Origin of the sequence: Massilia agrisoli (assembly GCF_020831365.1) — a bacterium.
Lineage (GTDB): Bacteria > Pseudomonadota > Gammaproteobacteria > Burkholderiales > Burkholderiaceae_D > Telluria_A > Telluria_A agrisoli.
In genome coordinates, this window is the sequence record NZ_JAJHPV010000021.1 from 56,140 (window position 1) to 73,496 (window position 17,357).

The 17,357-nt window shown below is 62.9% G+C and carries 18 protein-coding genes; 7 read left to right on the plus strand and 11 right to left on the minus strand.

Annotation, left to right across the window (positions count from 1 at the left end; all coding sequences use genetic code 11):
- Positions 1-30: 30 nt before the first annotated feature.
- The 4 genes from LMJ30_RS19060 to LMJ30_RS19075 form a co-directional block, all read right to left on the minus strand.
- Entirely contained in the window at positions 31-402 is a 372-nt protein-coding gene (locus tag LMJ30_RS19060; RefSeq protein WP_229434119.1) for a CPBP family intramembrane glutamic endopeptidase, read from the minus strand.
- A gap of 287 nt (positions 403-689) precedes the next feature.
- On the minus strand, positions 690-2,846 hold the full coding sequence (locus tag LMJ30_RS19065) for a S46 family peptidase (RefSeq protein WP_229434121.1): 2,157 nt from the start codon (positions 2,844-2,846) through the stop codon (positions 690-692).
- A gap of 153 nt (positions 2,847-2,999) precedes the next feature.
- Positions 3,000-4,277 carry a phospholipase D-like domain-containing protein gene (locus LMJ30_RS19070; protein WP_371873050.1) on the minus strand — a complete coding sequence of 426 codons (1,278 nt, stop codon included), beginning with the start codon at positions 4,275-4,277 and terminating at the stop codon, positions 3,000-3,002.
- Positions 4,278-4,340: 63 nt separating this feature from the next.
- Positions 4,341-4,610, minus strand: a complete 270-nt coding sequence (locus LMJ30_RS19075) for a GlsB/YeaQ/YmgE family stress response membrane protein (RefSeq protein ID WP_229434123.1) — start codon at positions 4,608-4,610, stop codon at positions 4,341-4,343.
- A 274-nt stretch (positions 4,611-4,884) separates the two neighbouring features.
- Between LMJ30_RS19075 and LMJ30_RS19080 the strand changes: the two genes are divergently transcribed.
- Positions 4,885-6,024 carry a hypothetical protein gene (locus LMJ30_RS19080; RefSeq protein ID WP_229434124.1) on the plus strand — a complete coding sequence of 380 codons (1,140 nt, stop codon included), beginning with the start codon at positions 4,885-4,887 and terminating at the stop codon, positions 6,022-6,024.
- Positions 6,025-6,205: 181 nt separating this feature from the next.
- Here the strand turns inward: LMJ30_RS19080 and LMJ30_RS19085 are convergent, their stop codons facing one another.
- From LMJ30_RS19085 to LMJ30_RS19095, 3 genes are read right to left on the minus strand one after another with little or no spacing between them, the layout of a single operon-like run.
- Positions 6,206-6,778 (minus strand): YceI family protein, encoded by a 573-nt coding sequence (locus tag LMJ30_RS19085; RefSeq protein WP_229434126.1) that lies wholly within the window; start codon positions 6,776-6,778, stop codon positions 6,206-6,208.
- A 29-nt stretch (positions 6,779-6,807) separates the two neighbouring features.
- On the minus strand, positions 6,808-7,362 hold the full coding sequence (locus tag LMJ30_RS19090; protein ID WP_229434128.1) for a YceI family protein: 555 nt from the start codon (positions 7,360-7,362) through the stop codon (positions 6,808-6,810).
- 19 nt (positions 7,363-7,381) lie between these two features.
- Positions 7,382-7,909 carry a cytochrome b gene (locus LMJ30_RS19095; protein ID WP_229434130.1) on the minus strand — a complete coding sequence of 176 codons (528 nt, stop codon included), beginning with the start codon at positions 7,907-7,909 and terminating at the stop codon, positions 7,382-7,384.
- A gap of 226 nt (positions 7,910-8,135) precedes the next feature.
- On the opposite strand from LMJ30_RS19095, the gene LMJ30_RS19100 reads away from it, so the two are divergent.
- The gene (locus tag LMJ30_RS19100) at positions 8,136-10,106 is read left to right on the plus strand and encodes a TOL_0244 family TonB-dependent receptor (RefSeq protein WP_229434132.1); all 1,971 of its coding nucleotides are present in this window, start codon (positions 8,136-8,138) and stop codon (positions 10,104-10,106) included.
- 43 nt (positions 10,107-10,149) lie between these two features.
- Here the strand turns inward: LMJ30_RS19100 and purB are convergent, their stop codons facing one another.
- Positions 10,150-11,529: an adenylosuccinate lyase gene (gene purB, locus LMJ30_RS19105; RefSeq protein ID WP_229434133.1), complete on the minus strand. Its 1,380-nt coding sequence runs from the start codon at positions 11,527-11,529 to the stop codon at positions 10,150-10,152.
- 124 nt (positions 11,530-11,653) lie between these two features.
- Here purB and LMJ30_RS19110 point away from each other — a divergent pair, with 124 nt between their 5' ends.
- Together LMJ30_RS19110 and LMJ30_RS19115 are read left to right on the plus strand one after the other, a co-directional pair.
- Positions 11,654-12,265 (plus strand): glutathione S-transferase family protein, encoded by a 612-nt coding sequence (locus tag LMJ30_RS19110; protein WP_229434135.1) that lies wholly within the window; start codon positions 11,654-11,656, stop codon positions 12,263-12,265.
- Between the two features lie 15 nt (positions 12,266-12,280).
- Positions 12,281-13,204, plus strand: a complete 924-nt coding sequence (locus LMJ30_RS19115; RefSeq protein WP_229434137.1) for a PfkB family carbohydrate kinase — start codon at positions 12,281-12,283, stop codon at positions 13,202-13,204.
- Between the two features lie 13 nt (positions 13,205-13,217).
- Here the strand turns inward: LMJ30_RS19115 and bfr are convergent, their stop codons facing one another.
- The 3 genes from bfr to LMJ30_RS19130 form a co-directional block, all read right to left on the minus strand.
- Entirely contained in the window at positions 13,218-13,688 is a 471-nt protein-coding gene (gene bfr, locus LMJ30_RS19120; RefSeq protein WP_229434139.1) for a bacterioferritin, read from the minus strand.
- A gap of 72 nt (positions 13,689-13,760) precedes the next feature.
- Positions 13,761-14,462 (minus strand): energy transducer TonB, encoded by a 702-nt coding sequence (locus LMJ30_RS19125; protein WP_229434141.1) that lies wholly within the window; start codon positions 14,460-14,462, stop codon positions 13,761-13,763.
- Between the two features lie 7 nt (positions 14,463-14,469).
- Positions 14,470-14,682: a (2Fe-2S)-binding protein gene (locus tag LMJ30_RS19130; RefSeq protein ID WP_229434143.1), complete on the minus strand. Its 213-nt coding sequence runs from the start codon at positions 14,680-14,682 to the stop codon at positions 14,470-14,472.
- Between the two features lie 259 nt (positions 14,683-14,941).
- Here LMJ30_RS19130 and LMJ30_RS19135 point away from each other — a divergent pair, with 259 nt between their 5' ends.
- From LMJ30_RS19135 to LMJ30_RS19145, 3 genes are read left to right on the plus strand one after another with little or no spacing between them, the layout of a single operon-like run.
- Positions 14,942-15,211, plus strand: coding sequence for a FeoA family protein (locus LMJ30_RS19135; RefSeq protein ID WP_229434145.1), 270 nt, complete (start codon positions 14,942-14,944; stop codon positions 15,209-15,211).
- A 3-nt stretch (positions 15,212-15,214) separates the two neighbouring features.
- Complete coding sequence (feoB, locus tag LMJ30_RS19140; protein ID WP_229434147.1) at positions 15,215-17,104, plus strand: ferrous iron transporter B; 1,890 nt, start codon at positions 15,215-15,217, stop codon at positions 17,102-17,104.
- 1 nt (position 17,105) lies between these two features.
- Positions 17,106-17,351: a DUF6587 family protein gene (locus tag LMJ30_RS19145; RefSeq protein ID WP_229434149.1), complete on the plus strand. Its 246-nt coding sequence runs from the start codon at positions 17,106-17,108 to the stop codon at positions 17,349-17,351.
- Positions 17,352-17,357: the final 6 nt, after the last annotated feature.

A 17,357-nucleotide genomic window follows, 5' to 3' on the forward strand; every position in this document is an offset into this window, starting at 1 on the left:
CTCTTCCGCCCTACGGTCCCGGTTATTTATTTAGTCCCACAGGGCCATGAAAATCATCGCGTTCATCGTCAGGTTGAACGCGGCATGCGCCGCCATGGCAGGGTAGAGGGATCCGCTGCGTTTCCTGATTCGCGCAAACAGCAGTGCCGTGCCGAACATCAGCATCATCCACAACGAGCCCGACAGCGGCATCCAGCCAAGCCCCGCAGCGCCCACCATGAGCCCGTGATGGCACAGGTGCACAACACCAAACGCCGCGCTTTCGATCAACGTACTGGTCTGTTCGGGCAAGTGCTGCTCAAGCGTCCGCTGCAATATACCCCGGAAAAAAATCTCTTCAGCAACCGGACTGAAGACCAGCGCCGGCAGCGTGAACATCAGGTACAGCGTCAACAGCGACATGCCGCTGGTATCCGTTATGCCGCGGTATGGTCCCCACCGCAAAGCAGGTCATCGATGCAAGCGCGCCAAGCGCAATGGCGGGCAGCCAGGCGCCTGCAGCGCGCATGGCGGCAAACCCGGTCGCCAGCATCAGCACCACGGCGAGGGCGGGGGCCGGTGATGCTGCCATGCGCCAGATCGCGCCTCTGTTTGCCTGTGTCATCGGACGTTCCCCGAGAATATAAAAAAGCCACGCGGCCTTGCGGCGGCGTGGCTTCTGATACGCATCTTGCGATGCCGTCGTCACATTACTCGACGTTCATTTCTTTCAGCAGGTTGTCAGCCTTGTCGACATGCTTCATGTTCCACAGCATGTAACGGACGTCGACCTGGATGTCGCGGGTGTTTTCTTTGTTGAAGTCCCAGTCCGAGATGATCGAGTCGAGCGTGCCGTCGAATGCCAGGCCGATGAACTCGCCCTTGGCGTTCAGTGCTGCCGAACCCGAGTTGCCGCCGGTGATGTCCAGGGTCGCCAGGTAGTTCACCGGCACGGTCTTCAGCTTCGGATCGACATACTTGCCGAAGTCCTTGGCCTTGATCGCTGCCAGCTGGGCTGCCGGTGCGTTGAACTCGCCTTCGCCGGTTGCCTTCGCTACCACGCCCTTGACGGTCGTGAACGCGGTCCAGGAGCCGGTTCCATCGGCGCCGTGTGCGCGGCCGGCGACTTTGCCGAAGGTCGCGCGCAGGGTGCTGTTGGCGTCAGGGTAGACCGCCTGGCCCTTGCTGGTCATGTAGGCAATCTTCGCTTTCATGTAGTTGGCGTAGGCTTGCTGGATCTTGCCGGCCAGTTCTTCGTCTTCGGCTTCGCTCTTCATGCCCTGCTCGTACATGGCAACCGCTGCCTTGATGAAGCTGTCGTTGCTGGCCTTGAAGTCTTCCGGCTTCTTGCCCAGCCACGCGGTGCGCGCTGCCTTGTCGGCCAGCTGCGAACCGGCGTACATCTTGTCCAGGATGGCTTTCAGCTGCGCTTCAGTCATGCCGTCGGTGATGCCCATGGCAGCGTCGAAATTGGCGCTGCGCTGTGCTTTTGGCTGTGCAGCGTATTTAACCAGGCTGTTCAGTACCAGCGCCTTGTCGACTTTCTCGGCATAGGTGCGGTCAACCGCGGCAACGCCTGCCTGGAAGCGCGGCAGGTCGCGTTCCTGGTAGCCGGCCTTGCGCTCGACGTTCGGTTTGGTGCTTTCGTTCGACAGGCGATACAGCTCGCGCGCGGTGCGCAGCAGGCGTGGCGACGACGAGGTCAGGAAGAAATCGCGCTTGGTGTCGGCGTCGCGCTGGGCGATCAGCTTTTCCACTTCTTCGATGTCGCCACCGAACTCTTTCTTGCGCGCGGCGTTCGAGTTGATCCAGGCCTTGAGGTCTGCGTGTTCGCGGGTCTTGCGCGCCAGGAAATCGCTGTTCTCGTAGCTGGTCAGCATGCCCTTGCGGTTCTTGTAGTAGTTGTTCACGCCCGCGACCTGGCCAGCGTACTTGAGCTTGGCGTCAGGATCGTTCTTGGTTTCGCGGTCGATGATCTGCAGGGTCTCTTGCGATGCCTGCACGAACGCCGGGTAGTTCCAGTCGAAGGTGAACGCCACTTCCGACGGCAGGCGGTGACGGTTGGTGCGGCCTGGGTAGCCCAGCACCATGATGAAGTCGCCTTCCTTGACGCCTTCTTTTGCAATCTTCAGGTGGTGCTTCGGCACGTAAGGCACGTTGTCCTTCGAGAAGTCGGCAGCCTTGCCATCCTTGCTCACGTAACCGCGGTAGAAGCCGTAGTCGCCGGTGTGGCGCGGCCACATCCAGTTGTCGGTGTCGCCGCCGAACTTGCCCACGCCCGAAGGAGGCGCGTGCACCAGGCGCACGTCGCGGATTTCCAGTTGCTTGATCAGGTAGAACTCAAGGCCGCCGTAGTAGCTGGCCACGTTGCAGCGGTGGCCGGCGTCTTTTTCGCACTCGGCTACCATTGCCTTCATATTCTTTTCCATCGCGTCCACGCGCGCCTTGCCCGACAGCTTGGCGACGTCGGCGGTGATGATCTTGTCGCTGACGTTGGTCACTTCCTTGGTGACGAAGATGCGGCTGCCTGGCGACGCCGGCAGTTCTTCCGCGAAGGTCTTGGCCAGGAAGCCATTGGCCAGCAGGTCGCGCTCAGGGGTCGAGTTCACCGCGATGCTGTTGTAGACGCAGTGGTGGTTGGTTGCAACCAGGCCTTGCGGCGATACGAACGACGCCGAGCAACCACCCAGGCTGACAATCGCGCCCATCGGGAATTCGGTCAGCTTGGTCAGGGCGGCAGGATCGAGCTTGAGGCCGGCTGCTTTGAGTTGCTTGGCTACTTGTGGCAGCTGCTGCGGCATCCACATGCCTTCGTCGGCTTGGGCGACGGTCGACAGCAGGGCGAGCGGGAGAAGGATTTTTTTCATTCGCGTTTCGTCTCTTATGGTAATCAGGTCTGGACAGGGCGCTACTGGAGCGCCCTAGAGTATCCGTATCGACCTAATTTAAGTCAACCATATTTTGAACTGTACATATGGGGTTTTGTACAGTTTTGCCAGAGAGTAACGCGACGTTCGTGCTTACAGTTGCGCGCCGATCAGCGAGGCGATTTCGCCGTGCAGCTTGTCGGTCCATGGGCGGTTTTCCCAGGCCTGCAAGGTGATCGGTTTCGATTTGGCCCAGTCGGCGTTGAAGATCTCGACCTGCTGCCTGGCGAATTCGCGGTCCATGATGTTCAGGTTGGCTTCGTCGTTGATGCTGAACGAGCGGTTGTCGAAGTTGGTCGAGCCGACCGACACCATCATCGAGTCGACGATCAGGGCTTTGACGTGGTACATCGTGGGCTGGTATTCGGCGATGCGGATGCCCGCCTTGAGCAGGTCGCCCCAGCGCTCACGCGATGCGGCGCGCACCACGTCGGAGTCGATGTCCGGCCCGGGTGTGATGATGCGCACGTCGACGCCGCGCTTCCTGGCAGCCACCAGCGCCTTGATCGCCAGCTCGTCCGGCACGAAATAGGAGGCCGACAGCTGGATCGTGTGGCGCGCCGCGTTAATGGCGATCAAGTACATCAGGTGCATGCTGCCGCTGCCGCCGGTCGGGGAGCTGCTGAACATCTGGGCGTCGTGGTTGCCGATCTTTTCCAGCGCCGGGAAGTAGTGCGGGCCGTCCAGTACTTGTCCGGTGGCCTTGGTCCAGTTATCGTTAAATACGGCCTGCATCTGCCCAACCACCGGTCCCTGCACGCGGAAATGCGTGTCGCGCCAGTGCTTGTCGTCCTGGGCATTGCCGCGCCACTGGTCGGCAATGCCGACGCCGCCGGTAAAGCCGGTCTTGCCGTCGACGATCAGCAGTTTGCGGTGGGTGCGGTTGTTCAGGCGGGTAAACTTCCACCAGACCGGCTTGTGATAGCGCTGCACATGGACGCCGGCTTGCTTCATGGCGTCGATGGCCGCGAGGTCCATTTTGATACTGCCCATAAAGTCGAGCATGACGTGCACTTTGACGCCGGCGCGCGCGCGTTCGATCAGCGCGTCGGCGAATTCCTTGCCGATCGTTTCTGACCAGTAAATATATGTTTCAAACGTGATGGTGTGCTGTGCGCCGCGGATTGCTTCGAGCATCGCCGGGAAAATCTGGTCGCCATTGAGCAGTACTTCAACCTTGTTCCCTTCGATAATAGGCGGGCCCAGCAGGACGCCCATGGAACGGCGGAATTGCGGATCGGCCGTGTCGTACTTTTGGAGCAGCTGTTTCTCGATCTTCTTTTCGCTCGGCAATAAATTAAATACTAAAAAGACTGCGACCAAGGTGGCGAGAATGCTCAGCAATGCAGTAGTGACCATTTTCCTGTTCATTCGATATTCCAGACGAAAAAAAACCAACGCGGTTTAGGCGTTGGTTAGTAGAGCGTGCTTCGATTAACGTACCTTGCCGCGACGCAGCAGGTTGACGATAGCGAGCAGGATGACAGCGCCCAGGAACGACACCAGCAGCGAAGTGATGCTGAAGTCGTCTGAGTTGATGGTGCCGGTGCCGAACAGTGGAGAAAGCAACCAGCCGCCCAGGAAGGCGCCGATGATACCGACAACGATGTTCAGGATCATGCCCTGCTCAGCGTCCGTTTTCATGACCATGCTAGCCAGCCAACCCAAGATACCACCGACAATAATCCAGATGATGAATAACATGTTGATTCCTCCTATTAGATTAGAAACGTACCCCTTGGCCATCCCTAAAAGTGCTGACCGTGGAAAAAGAATAGTCTTTCGATAACCCTTGGTCGGTGCGGCAACGAACGTAACGGCGATATCGCCTTGCGCGAATTTCATGCCGTTTGGAAAGTCGAAAGTTGGGTGCGTCAGCGTACAGAGCGCAATCTTGTCGAGGCATATTGTTAAAGAACTGGCAACGTATTCCAGGTCTTTTTAAGCCCCGCAGATTGAATAATTCTAGGAGATTGATATGAGTAACTACGACACGACGAATCAGAAAAACCAGCGCATGGTAACCGGTCTGTTCCGCGATCGCGACAGCGCCGAGCGCGCTTACAACTCGCTCTCCGACCGCGGCTATTCCAAGGATGACGTCACGCTGATGATGTCCGACGACGCACGCAAGCGCCACTTCGCCGACACCGACACCGAGCTGGGCAGCAAAGCGGCTGAAGGCGCAGGCGTTGGCGCCGGCATCGGTGGCACCATCGGCGCAGTACTGGCTGGTGTGGCGGCAGTCGGCACCACCCTGGTCCTGCCAGGCATCGGCCTGGTCGTGGCTGGCCCGATCGCAGCGGCACTGGCTGGCGCTGGCGCCGGCGGTATCGCAGGCGGCCTGGTTGGCGCACTGATCGGCGCAGGCATCCCTGAAGAGCGCGTCAAGCACTACGAAGAAGGCATCAAGAGTGGCGGCATCCTGATGGGCGTGAACCCACGTTCGGATGAAGATGCAGCGCACATCGAGCGCACCTGGACTGAAAACAAAGGCGAGCACATCATCGGTACCGGCCTGGGCGCTGGCGCTGGTGCACTGACCGGCGCTGGCATTGGCGCTGCTGCTGGCCCGGTCGGCATCGCCGCGGGCGCAGCCATCGGCGGCATCGCTGGTGGCCTGGCAGGCAAGGGCGCAGCCGAGGTAGTCAATCCAGAACCAGGCGACGAGCTGCATGAGCACCACTTCGCCAAGGGCGTGGGCGCAGGTAGCGGCGCAGCAATGGGCGCAGCCGCTGGTGCGGTCGGCGGCCCGGTCGGCGCGGCAGCAGGCGCGGTGGTCGGCGCAGTTGCCGGCGGCATGGCAGGCAAGGCAGCTGGCCGCATGGTCAATCCGGAAGAAGAGTCGGCTTACTGGCGCAGCGCTTACCAGACCGCGCCGTACTACACCCCGGGCTACACCTATGACGACTACGGTCCGGCATACGAACTGGGCTACAACAGCCGCAGCAAGTATTCGGGCGACTTCGACACCTATGAGCAAGACATGTCGAGCGACTGGGACCGCGTCAAGGGCAATTCGCGCCTGTCGTGGGACCAGGCCAAGTCGGCAACCCGTGCAGCATGGCACCGCGTTGAGCGCGCCATTCCAGGCGACGCGGACGGCGACGGACGTTAATCGCCGCTGGCAGTAACAACGCCAGGCAATAAAAAACCCCTGCTTCCTGCGAAGGAAGCGGGGGTTTTTTCTTTGGCTAAATCATCGGTACGTCGTGCCCGCGCAGGCGGGCATCCATGCGTCGCTGAATCGGGCTGACGCTAACGAGGGTTTCCCGCTTTCGCGGGAACGACGTTGTGACTTAGCTGTTTTTCAGCGCTTCGACTTCGATCTGCAGCTTTACTTCCGGCGCAAAGCGCGGGGTGGCGTAGTTGATGCCGAAATCGGTGCGCTTGAACTCGGCCGAGGCGTCGGCGCCGCACTTTTCACGCTTGGTCATGCCGTCGATGATGCACTTGAACTTGTTGATGGTCAGCGTGACCGGCTTGGTGACGCCGTGCAGGGTCAGTTCGCCTTCCACCGAGACCGGCGTGTCGCCGTTGAACTTGATCGACTTGCCGATGTAGCGCGCTTCCGGGAATTTTTCGACGTCGAACATGTCGGCGTTTCTGGCGTGCGCATTCAGCTTGTCATGGCCGAAATCGATGCTGGCCGCGTCGATGATGATTTCCATCGAGCCGGTTTTCTTTTCGCGGTCCAGCGTGATGGTGCCCTTGGTCGAATTGAACTTGCCGCGCAGGACGGAGATGCCCATGTGGTCGGCCTCGAAGCTTGGATAGGTGTGGCCCGGATCGATGGTGTAGGTATCGGCGGCAAAAGCGATGCTGGCGGCGCCAGCGGTGGCGAGTGCAACGACCAAGTGCTTGAATTTCATCGGGTTTTCCTTTTAATGGGAGTGAAAATTTACTGGCCGGCCAAAACGCGGAACCGGATTACGACCTCGTCGGCAACCATGCTCGTGTCTTTCCACTCGCCGTCGCCGATATTGTAGGCAAGCCGCCTGATTGGCAGCGCACCCTCGAACAATTGCTTTCCGCCCTCGCTACGCACGGCCAGCGGGAAGCTGACATTGGCCGCCTTGCCTTTGATGGTGAGTTTGCCGGTGACGTTGAGCTTGCCCGGCCCGGCCGGCTTGATCGCCGAGGACACGAAGGTCGCCTTGGGGAACTGGGCCGAGTTGAACCAGTCTTTCTTGGCCACTTCGTTGTTCATGTCCGGGTCGCCCAGGTCGAGGCTGGCGGTCGTGATGTCCACACTGGCGCGGGCTGCTTCCGGTTTGGCCGGGTCGTAGTCGAGCTGGGCGCTGAAGGTGCGGAATGTCGCTTCGACCGGCACGTTCATCTGCTTGAAGGTCGCGGTGATGGAACTTTTGGCGGTGTCGGTTTTCAGCGGGGCGGCGCCGGCCGCCAGCGTGACCGCCAGGAGCGAGGCCAGCAGTGGGCCACGGGTCAGGATCATCAGGGTCTCCAGTAGAAAGTTAAGGCAGCATGCGGCGCAACACGCCATCGCGGTCGACGAACTGGTGCTTCAGCGCAGCAGCCACGTGCACGCCGACCGCACCGGCCAGCAGCATGTTGAGCCAGTAGTGCACGCCCTTGAGGACGGGCTTGAGTCCGGGATTGGCGTCGATCAGCACCGGCAGCTCGAACAGGCCGAGGTAGACGACCGGCACGCCGGACGCGAGGCTGTAGAAGTAGCCCGACAGCGGCACCGCGAAAATCAGCACGTACAGCAGGATGTGCAGGCCGTTCGCGGCGCGCTGCTGCCAGCGCGCCATGGTGTCCGGGTAAGCGGGGGCGGGGTGGAACAGGCGCCACAGCACGCGCAGCACGGCCAGCATCAGGACGGTCACGCCAATCCACTTATGCCACGAAAAATAGCGCAGCTTGGTGGGCGTCAGGCCGGGGATGTCGGTCATCACCAGTCCGAGCGTGAAAACGGCCACCACCAGCACCGCGACCAGCCAGTGAAACAGCATGGCAGTGGAGGTGTATCGTTGCCGCATGGAACTGGTTAGCTTGATCGTACTCATTAGAACGAATATACCAGACAAAAGGAATTGACGTTTAAACGCCTCATTCTGATGCCATTACACTATCACGCCGCGCGTTGTTCGTACGGAACAGGCCGCCTCGGAATGTAAAATAATCGCGTTGCCTGCCATAATGGTGAATAATGGCTTGCAGCAACATTTACTACCGTCACGGTAGCCGGGGAACCAGGGGAGCATCATGGAGTCTGTCCACCAGCCGCACGCCGTCGCTTACGTCCCGACGTACCGCCGCGCCTTGCTCGCGCCATTGGCATCGTTGTTGCTGGCGCTGCCAGCCCATGCCGAATACGCCGATGTGCGCGACATGGCGGACCTGTCGATTGAAGAGCTGGCCAACATTCAGATTACCTCGGTATCGAAAAATCCGGAGCCGCTCGGCAGCGCCGCCGCCTCCGTGTTCGTCATCACCGCCGACGACATCCGCCGATCCGGCGCCAGCAGCGTGCCGGAAGCACTGCGGCTCGCGCCCAACCTGCAGGTCGCCCAGTCCAGCGTGGCCGGCTATGCGATCACTGCGCGTGGCCTAAATGGCAGCAACAACAGCGCGCCCAACAAACTGCTGGTGCTGATCGACGGCCGTTCGGTCTACTCGCCATTCTTCTCCGGCGTGTTCTGGGATGCGCAGGACCTGATGCTCGACGATGTGGAGCGCATCGAAGTCGTCAGCGGGCCGGGCGGCACCTTGTGGGGCGTCAACGCGGTCAACGGCGTCATCAACATCATCACGCGTTCGGCCGCCAACACGGCGGGCAGCCTGGCGACCCTGGACGCCGGCAACCGCGGGGCGCAAGTCGCGTTCCGGCAGGGCTGGGCCACGCCGCACGGCGGCTGGCGGGTCTACGCCAAGCATCTCGAAGCCAGCCATACCGAGCTGGCCAGCGGCGCCCGTGTCAACGACGCGCGCCACCAGTCGCAGCTGGGTTTTCGCGCGGACTGGAACAGGGACGCCGACCGCTTCAGCCTTCACGGCAGTGCCTACCGGGGCGCGAACCAGCAGCCGGAGCCGGGCCTGATCGCCGTCAGCGGCACCACGCTCAAGCTAGGAACGGTCGATACCTCGGGCGTCAACCTGACAGGCAGCTGGACGCGCCAACTCGCCGATGGCGGCAGCATCAGCCTCCAGGCCTACCTCGACCACACCCAGCGCACGGTGCCGCCGACCTTCTCCGAACTGCTCAACATCGCCGACATCCAGTTCCAGCACTCGCTGCGGCCGGCCGGCAAGCACCGCATCGTCTGGGGCGCGAACTACCGCCACGCGTGGGATAACGTCACCAACAGCGAAACCATCGCCTTCCTGCCGGCCGAAGTCGAGCAAGACTGGTCCAGCCTGTTTGCGCAGGACGAGATCAGCCTGCGCGACAACCTGCGCCTGACGATGGGCGCGCGCATCGAGCGCAACGATTACACCGGCAACGAGTTCCTGCCGACGCTGCGCCTCGCGTGGCAGGCGGCGCCCACGCATTCCTTGTGGGCGGCTGCCTCGCGCACGGTGCGCGCGCCATCGCGGCTTGATGCCGACGCTTATATTCCGGGCCGCCCGCCTTACCTGCTGCGCGGGGGACTACGGGTGCGCTCGGAGGTGGCCAAGGTATTCGAGCTGGGCTACCGCGGCCAGCCGCTGCCGGGCGTCTCGTACTCGGCGACGGTGTTCCACAACGACTACGACCACTTGCGCACCCAGGAGGTTGACGCGAGCCGTACGTTTATCGTGTTCGACAGCCTGATGGAAGGCAAGGCGAACGGCATCGAGATGTGGGGCAGTGTCCAGGCCTCGCCGACCTGGCGCCTGAGCGCGGGGTTCACCGCGCTACACCAGAGCATGCAGCTCAAGCCGGGCAGCAATGACCTGGCCGGGCCGGGCACGGCGGGCAAGGACCCGTCGCACACGGTGCAGCTGCGCTCGACGTATAACATCGCGCGGGGCAAGGATCTGGAGGTTGCGGTGCGCAAGGTGGCGGAGCTGGACCAGGCAGCCGTGCCGGGTTATACCGCGGTCGATGCGCGCTTCGGGTGGCAGGTCAATCCTGAGTTCGAAGTGTCGGTGACGGCGCACAATCTCAATGGCGATCACCCGGAGTACGGGCCGGCCGCAACGCGCTCGGAGATTCCGCGCTCGCTGGCCGTGCGGCTGGTGTGGGGAATTTGACGGGGCCGGCGGACGCGCTCGCATCCGCCGCTTTTTTAACCCCTTAGATCTCGCGTGCCAGCTTGGCCGCGATACCGGTGTAATTCGCCGGCGTCATGGCCAGCAGCAGGTCCTTGGCTTCCTGCGGCATTGCCAGCGTCAGGATGAACTCGCGCAGCGCATCTTTCGAAATGCCCTTGCCGCGCGTGAGCTCCTTCAGCTGCTCGTACGGGTTCTCGATGCCATAACGGCGCATCACCGTCTGTACCGGCTCGGCCAGCACTTCCCAGTTCGCGTCCAGGTCCTGTTCGAGGCGCGCGCGGTTCACTTCCAGCTTGTTCAGGCCGCGCAGGCAGCTGTCATACGCCAGCAGCGTGTAGCCGAAGCCCACGCCGATATTGCGCAGCACTGTCGAGTCGGTCAGGTCGCGCTGCATGCGCGAGACCGGCAGCTTCTCGGCCATGTGGCGCAGCACCGCGTTGGCCAGGCCCAGGTTGCCTTCCGAGTTTTCGAAGTCGATCGGGTTGACCTTGTGCGGCATGGTCGACGAGCCGATCTCGCCAGCCTTGGTCACCTGCTTGAAGTAGCCCAGCGAGATGTAGGTCCAGATGTCCCGGTTCAGGTCCAGCAAAATGGTGTTGGTGCGCGCGATCGCGTCGAACAGTTCGGCCATGTAGTCATGCGGCTCGATCTGGATGGTGTACGGGTTGAAGGTCAGCCCGAGGCGCTGCTCGATCACGTCCTTCGAGAACGCCGCCCAGTCGAAGCCCGGATACGCCGACAGGTGCGCGTTGTAGTTGCCCACCGCGCCGTTCATCTTGGCCAGCACTTCGACATCGGCGATGCGCTTGGCGGCGCGCTGCAGGCGCGCGACCACGTTGGCGATCTCCTTGCCGAGGGTGGTCGGGCTGGCAGTCTGGCCGTGGGTGCGCGACAGCATCGGCACGTCGGCGTTGTCGTGCGCGATCTGGGTCAGCTTGGCGACCAGCTTGTTCAGGGTCGGCAGCATCACGGTGTCGCGCGCGGCCTTGAGCATCATGCCGTGCGAGGTGTTGTTGATGTCTTCCGAGGTGCAGGCGAAGTGGATGAACTCCGTCGCCGCCACCAGTTCCGGCACATCCTTGACCTGTTCCTTCAGCCAGTACTCGACCGCCTTGACGTCGTGGTTGGTGACCGCTTCGATTTCCTTGATGCGGGCCGCGTCGGCTTCGCTGAAGTCGGCGGCCATCTTGTCGAGGTGCGCGATGGCGCTGCCCGAAAACGGCTTGATCTCGTCGAAGCCCGCCTGCGACAGCGCCTGCAGCCACGCGATTTCAACCTTGACGCGATGATGCATGAAGCCCGCTTCGGACAGGATCGGGCGGAGGGTATCGGTCTTGGCGGCGTAGCGGCCGTCCAGCGGCGACAGGGCCGACAGCGTGGAGTAAGGTGCGGTAGAGGTCATGGGAGAGGGCGTTGATTGAAAATGAGGTGCGATACGACAGAGGATGGATTTTACCACTCGCGCGCCGCCAGCCGGTATAAGCCACGGTGCTATACTGTTGATAATTAATCTACTTTATAAGCCTATGAAACTGATCGGTTCGCTTGCCAGCCCTTACGTCCGCAAGGTGCGCGTGGTCCTCGCCGAGAAAAAGCTCGACTACGACTACGAGCTTGAAAACGTCTGGGCCCCGGATACCAAAATCAACGCGTCCAACCCGCTGGGCAAAGTGCCGTGCCTGATGATGGAAGACGGCAGCCCGATGTACGACTCGCGCGTGATCGCCGAATACCTCGACACCCTGACCCCGGTGTGCAAGCTGCTGCCGCCCAATGGCCGCGACCGCGCCAACGTCAAGGTGTGGGAGGCGCTGGCCGACGGCGTGCTCGATGCGGCCGTGCTGGTGCGCCTCGAAAAAACCCTGCGCCCGCCCGAGCAGCAGAGCCAGGCCTGGATCGACCGCCAGATGGCCAAGGTCGGCGCCGGCCTGGCCGTGATGTCGCAAGACCTGGGCGAGTCGCCGTTCTGCATGGGCACCCACTACACGCTGGCTGACGTGGCCGTCGGCTGCGCGCTGGGCTGGCTGGCTTTCCGCTTCCCCGACATCGACTGGCGCGGCGACTATCCGAACCTGGCGCGCCTGTACGACAAGCTGTCCGAGCGCCAGTCGTTCCGCGACACGGTACCGCAACAGTAAGCGCGGGCCGGCCTGATGACGACGGTGGTGTTTGGCGAGGCGCTGGTCGACGACTTCGGCGGCGACCAGGTGGTGGGCGGCGCGCCGTTCAACGTGGCGCGCCACCTCGCCGCCTTCATGGCGCCGCAGCTGATGGTCACGCGCGTGGGGGCGGACCGCAACGGCAACCTGGTGCGCGCGGAGTTCGAACGCTTCGCGATGTCCGCGCGCGGCCTGCAGGTCGATCCGATGGAAGAAACCGGCCGCGTGCTTGTCGAGCGCAGCGGCGACGGCCATCGTTTCATTATCCTGCCCAAGCAGGCGTATGACTTCATCGCCGCCGACGCCGCACTCGCCGCGGTGCGCGAAGTGAAACCAACGGCGTTTTACTTCGGCACCCTGGCCCAGCGCGGCGATCGTTCACGCGAGGCGCTGTTCGCGCTGCTGGGCGCCGCCACCGCCACCCGCTTCCTCGACCTGAACCTGCGCCCAGGCCAGTGCGACAACGATTGCCTGGAGCGTTCGCTGTCGGCCGCCGACATCGTCAAAGTCAATGAAGACGAGCTGCAAACGCTGTTGCGCCAGTTCCTCGGTATCGACGGTCCCGCCGACGCGATGGGGTTTGAGGACGTGCACGCGGCCTGCGCCGCGCTGGTAAAGAAGTTCAGGCTGGAGGCCTTGGTGGTCACCCTGGGCCATCGCGGCTCGGTGTACTTTGGCGCGGACGGTACGATGATCGCCAACCGCGACACGCCGGCGCCGCCTTACGTGATCGACACGGTCGGTGCGGGCGATGCGTTCTCGGCGATTTTTTTGCTGGGCCGCGCGCTTGGCTGGCCGCTGGCGCAAACCCTCACGCGCGCCAACGAGTTTGCCGGCGCGGTGTGCGCGATACCCGGAGCGGTACCGCGCGACATGGGATTCTACGACAGGTGGGTGGCGCGCTGGCGCGCCGCCTGACGTAGCCGCCAGGTCATTCGCCCATCTGGCTCTGCAGGTAGTTCTGGATGCCGATCTTGACGATCAGGTCCAGCTGCGTTTCGAGCCATTCGATGTGCTCTTCGGTGTCCTCGAGGATCTGCAGGAACAGGTCGCGCGACACGTAGTCCGCCGCCTTCTCGCTTTCCGCGATGCCTTCCTTGACCGTGACCTGGGCGGCTTTTTCAAGCTGCAGGTCGGCTTCGAGCATCTCCTGGGTCGACTCGCCGATCAGCAGCTTGTGCAGCGCCTGCAGGTTTGGCAGGCCGTCGAGCATCAGGATGCGGTCGATCAGCTTGTCCGCATGCTTCATCTCGCCGATCGATTCGTCGTACTCCTTCTTGCCGAGCTTTTCAAAGCCCCAGTGGCGGTACATGCGCGCGTGCAGGAAGTACTGGTTGACGGCGGTCAGCTCATTGGTGAGCTGCGCGTTCAGCAGACGGATGATGTTTGGATCGCCCTTCATGGGATGCTTTCGAAAATGGTGGGTATTCCACCATCATAGCAAACCGACACGCCTGCCGCAAAAGGCGCGTGCTCAGCCGAGCTGGAAGTTGAGCGGAACGATCACAAAAACGGCCACCGGGCGGCCATCTTCGACATGGGGTTTGAACAGCGCGCGCAGGGCAGCCTGGCGCCCGGCTTCGTCGAGGCGGGAGGAACCCGACGAATGCTGCACCAGCACCTGGTCGGGCCGGCCCTTCTCATTGACCAGCACGCGCAGCACCACCTTGCCCTGTTCGCCCATGCGGCGCGACTGCGACGGGTAGACCGGCTGCGGCGGCTGGATGTACTCCACGCCGCTGGAAATGGTTTTCGGGCCCGCTTGCGGCGCAGGCGCCGCTGCGCTTGCCTCTGCCACGCGCAGCGGCTCGGCAGTTGCCGGCGCGGGCGCAGCGGGAGGAGGCGGCAGGGTAATGGCGTCAGGCGCGCGCGCCACTTCGATGACCGGGACGGGCACCACGACAGGTGGCGGCAATTGCGCCAGGGTGACGGTTTTAGGGGCTGCGGGAGGAGCCGGGGCGGGCGGTTCGGGCTCCGTTGCGACGAAGCTTACCTCGACCACCTGGGGCAGGGCGACTTCGGCAACACGGGCCAGCAGGCCGCTCGAGATCAGGTAAAACAGCAGTGCGTGAAGGGCGACGACGGCGGAAATCGGGCCGAACCTGGCGCGCAGCCGCCCGATGAGCGGCGCTGCACCGCTGAAATCGGTGCCGTTGGACCAGGCCATCGCGCTCATGGCACTGTCACGCCGCCTGGGTGGTGCGGAACGACAATTCGGTGATGCGGGTGGTGCTCTCGACGTGCGCGCTCAGGACTTCTTCGGCATAGCTTTCGCACTTGCCGCAGCAGGTTGCTACGCCGAGGGTTTCGCGCAGCTCGGCCATGGACGACAGGCCAAGGTCGACCGCCTGGCGGATTTCGCGGTCGGAGATGTTGTTGCAGACGCAGACGATCATGGCATTACCCTGTCCAGTATGAAGAAGCCGACAATATTGTCGTTTTCTCTAATGCGAATCATTCGCATTACGGTTCGTATTTTGGACCAGTTTCACAAGTGGTGCAAGCGATTTTGTTGGGAAATTCGTCGGCGATGACGATTTTTTTGATCTAGCTTAGCTACTCAAATAGTAATAATTCGCATTTAGGTTTATGATGCAAAGGTGCGACAAGGCCGCCATACCCAGCCGGTCGCCCCAAACCTGAAAGAAGCGACACATGACACTTGCACCTACCCTGACCACACTCGACGCCCTTGCGGCGGGCAAGAGCGCCACCGTAATCCATCTCGCGCCGAGCGAACGCCATGACGGCGACAACGGTGTGGACGTGTCGCGCCGCCTGATGGAACTGGGGTTCGTGCCGGGTGAGCGCATCCGCATGCTCAAGCGCCTGCCGGGCGGCGATCCGGTTGCCGTCAAGGTAGGCCAGTCCACGTTTGCACTGCGCCGCTATGAAGCCGCGCTGGTCTCGATCCAGCCGGAGTAAGCGATGGGAGCAGTTGATTCACCGGTGCAGGCAGCCGCCCGCACCCCGCTGATCGCCCTGCTGGGCAATCCGAATTGCGGCAAGACCGCGCTGTTCAACCGCCTGACCGGCGCGCGCCAGAAGGTCGCCAACTACGCAGGCGTGACCATCGAACGCAAGGAAGGCAGCTTTACATCGCCAGCCGGGCGCGCCTTCCGCGTGCTTGACCTGCCGGGCGCCTACAGCCTGTCCGCCACCACCCCTGACGAAGCGATCACGCGCGACGTCGTGGCCGGCCTGCGCGCCGGCGAACAGGCGCCCGACGCCATCGTCTGCGTCGTCAACGCCACCAACCTGCGCCTGAACCTGCGCCTGGTCCTCGAGATCCAGCGCCTCGGCATGCCGATGGTGCTGGCGCTGAACATGGTCGACATGGCCAAAAAGCGCGGCATCGTGATCGACACGGCCAGGCTGGAAAAAGAACTCGGCTTCCCGGTCGTCGAAACGGTCGCCGTGCACTCCGGCGGCGAACAGGCGCTGCTGCAGGCGCTCGACCGCATGCCGCAGCAAGCGCACGCGGCGCCGCGTCCCCTGTCGGCCATCGATGAAGTATCGGTCGAGGAGACCCAGCGCGAAGTGCGCCGCATCCTCGACGCGTCCACCAGCTATGCCAACGACACCGGCAACCTCACCGAGCAGATCGACAACGTGGTGCTGCACCCGTTCATTGGCCCGGTGCTGCTGGCCGCGATCATGTTCCTGGTTTTCCAGGCCGTGTTCAGCTGGGCCGCCGTGCCGATGGAAATGATCACCGCCGGTGTCGACGCGATCGGCCAGATGGTGTCGGCCAATATGTCCGAAGGCCCGCTGCGCAGCCTGCTGGTCGAGGGTATCCTCGGGGGCGTCGGCAGCGTGCTGGTGTTCCTGCCGCAGATCCTGATTTTGTTCTTCTTCATCCTGGTGCTGGAGGACTGCGGCTACCTGCCGCGCGCCGCCTTCCTGCTCGACCGCATGATGGGCGGGGTAGGCCTGTCGGGCCGCGCCTTCATTCCGCTGCTGTCCAGCTTTGCCTGCGCCATTCCCGGCATCATGGCCGCCCGCACGATCCAGAACCCGCGCGACCGCCTGGTCACCATCATGATCGCGCCGCTGATGACATGCTCGGCGCGCCTGCCGGTGTACGCGCTGGTGATCGCAGCATTCATCCCCGACCGCGAGGTGGGCGGCTTCATGAACCTGCAAGGGCTGGTGCTGTTCGCGCTGTACTTCGCCGGCATCGTCGGCGCGATGGCCGTGGCCTGGATCTTCAAGCGCATCATGGGCGGCAGCCGCCACAACCCGCTGATGCTGGAACTGCCAAGCTACCACTGGCCGCACCTGCAAAACCTGGCGATCGGATTGTGGGAGCGCGCCAAAACTTTCCTGACCCGCGTCGGTACCCTGATCCTCACCCTGATGATCCTGATCTGGTTCCTGTCGACCTTCCCGGGCGCGCCGGAAGGCGCCACCCAGCCGCCTATCTATTACAGCGTGGCGGGCATGCTCGGCCGCGCGCTGGCAGTGGTGTTCGAGCCGATCGGCTTCGGCTGGCAGATCTGCATCGCGCTGGTGCCGGGCATGGCGGCGCGCGAAGTGGCCGTCGGCGCGCTGGGCACCGTGTATGCGCTGTCGCAGACCGGCGACGAGCTGGCCACCACGCTGACCCCGCTGATCGCGCAGTCGTGGAGCCTGGCCACCGCGCTGTCGCTGCTGGCGTGGTACGTGTTTGCGCCGCAGTGCCTGTCGACGCTGTCGGTCGTCAAGCGCGAGACCAACAGCATGCGCTGGCCGCTGATCATGGCCGGCTACATGTTCGCGCTGGCCTACGCGGCCTCCTTCATCACTTACCGCACGGCGCTGGCGCTGGGAGGCTGAGGTGCTTGAATACGCCATCGTTGGCCTGATCGTTGCGGCCGCCGCGTTTTACACGGCACGCAAGTACATGCCGGCGGCGTGGCGCAAGAAGCTATCGTACCGCGTGGGCGGCAGCGAATCGGCGCTGGGCCGCCTGCTCAACCCGGACCCCGGTTGCGGCAGCGGTTGCGACACCTGCAAGGCCTGCGCCGATCCCGCGCCCGCACCTGAAGACCCGAAGCGCGTCATCAAGATCCACAAACCCTGACCGTCG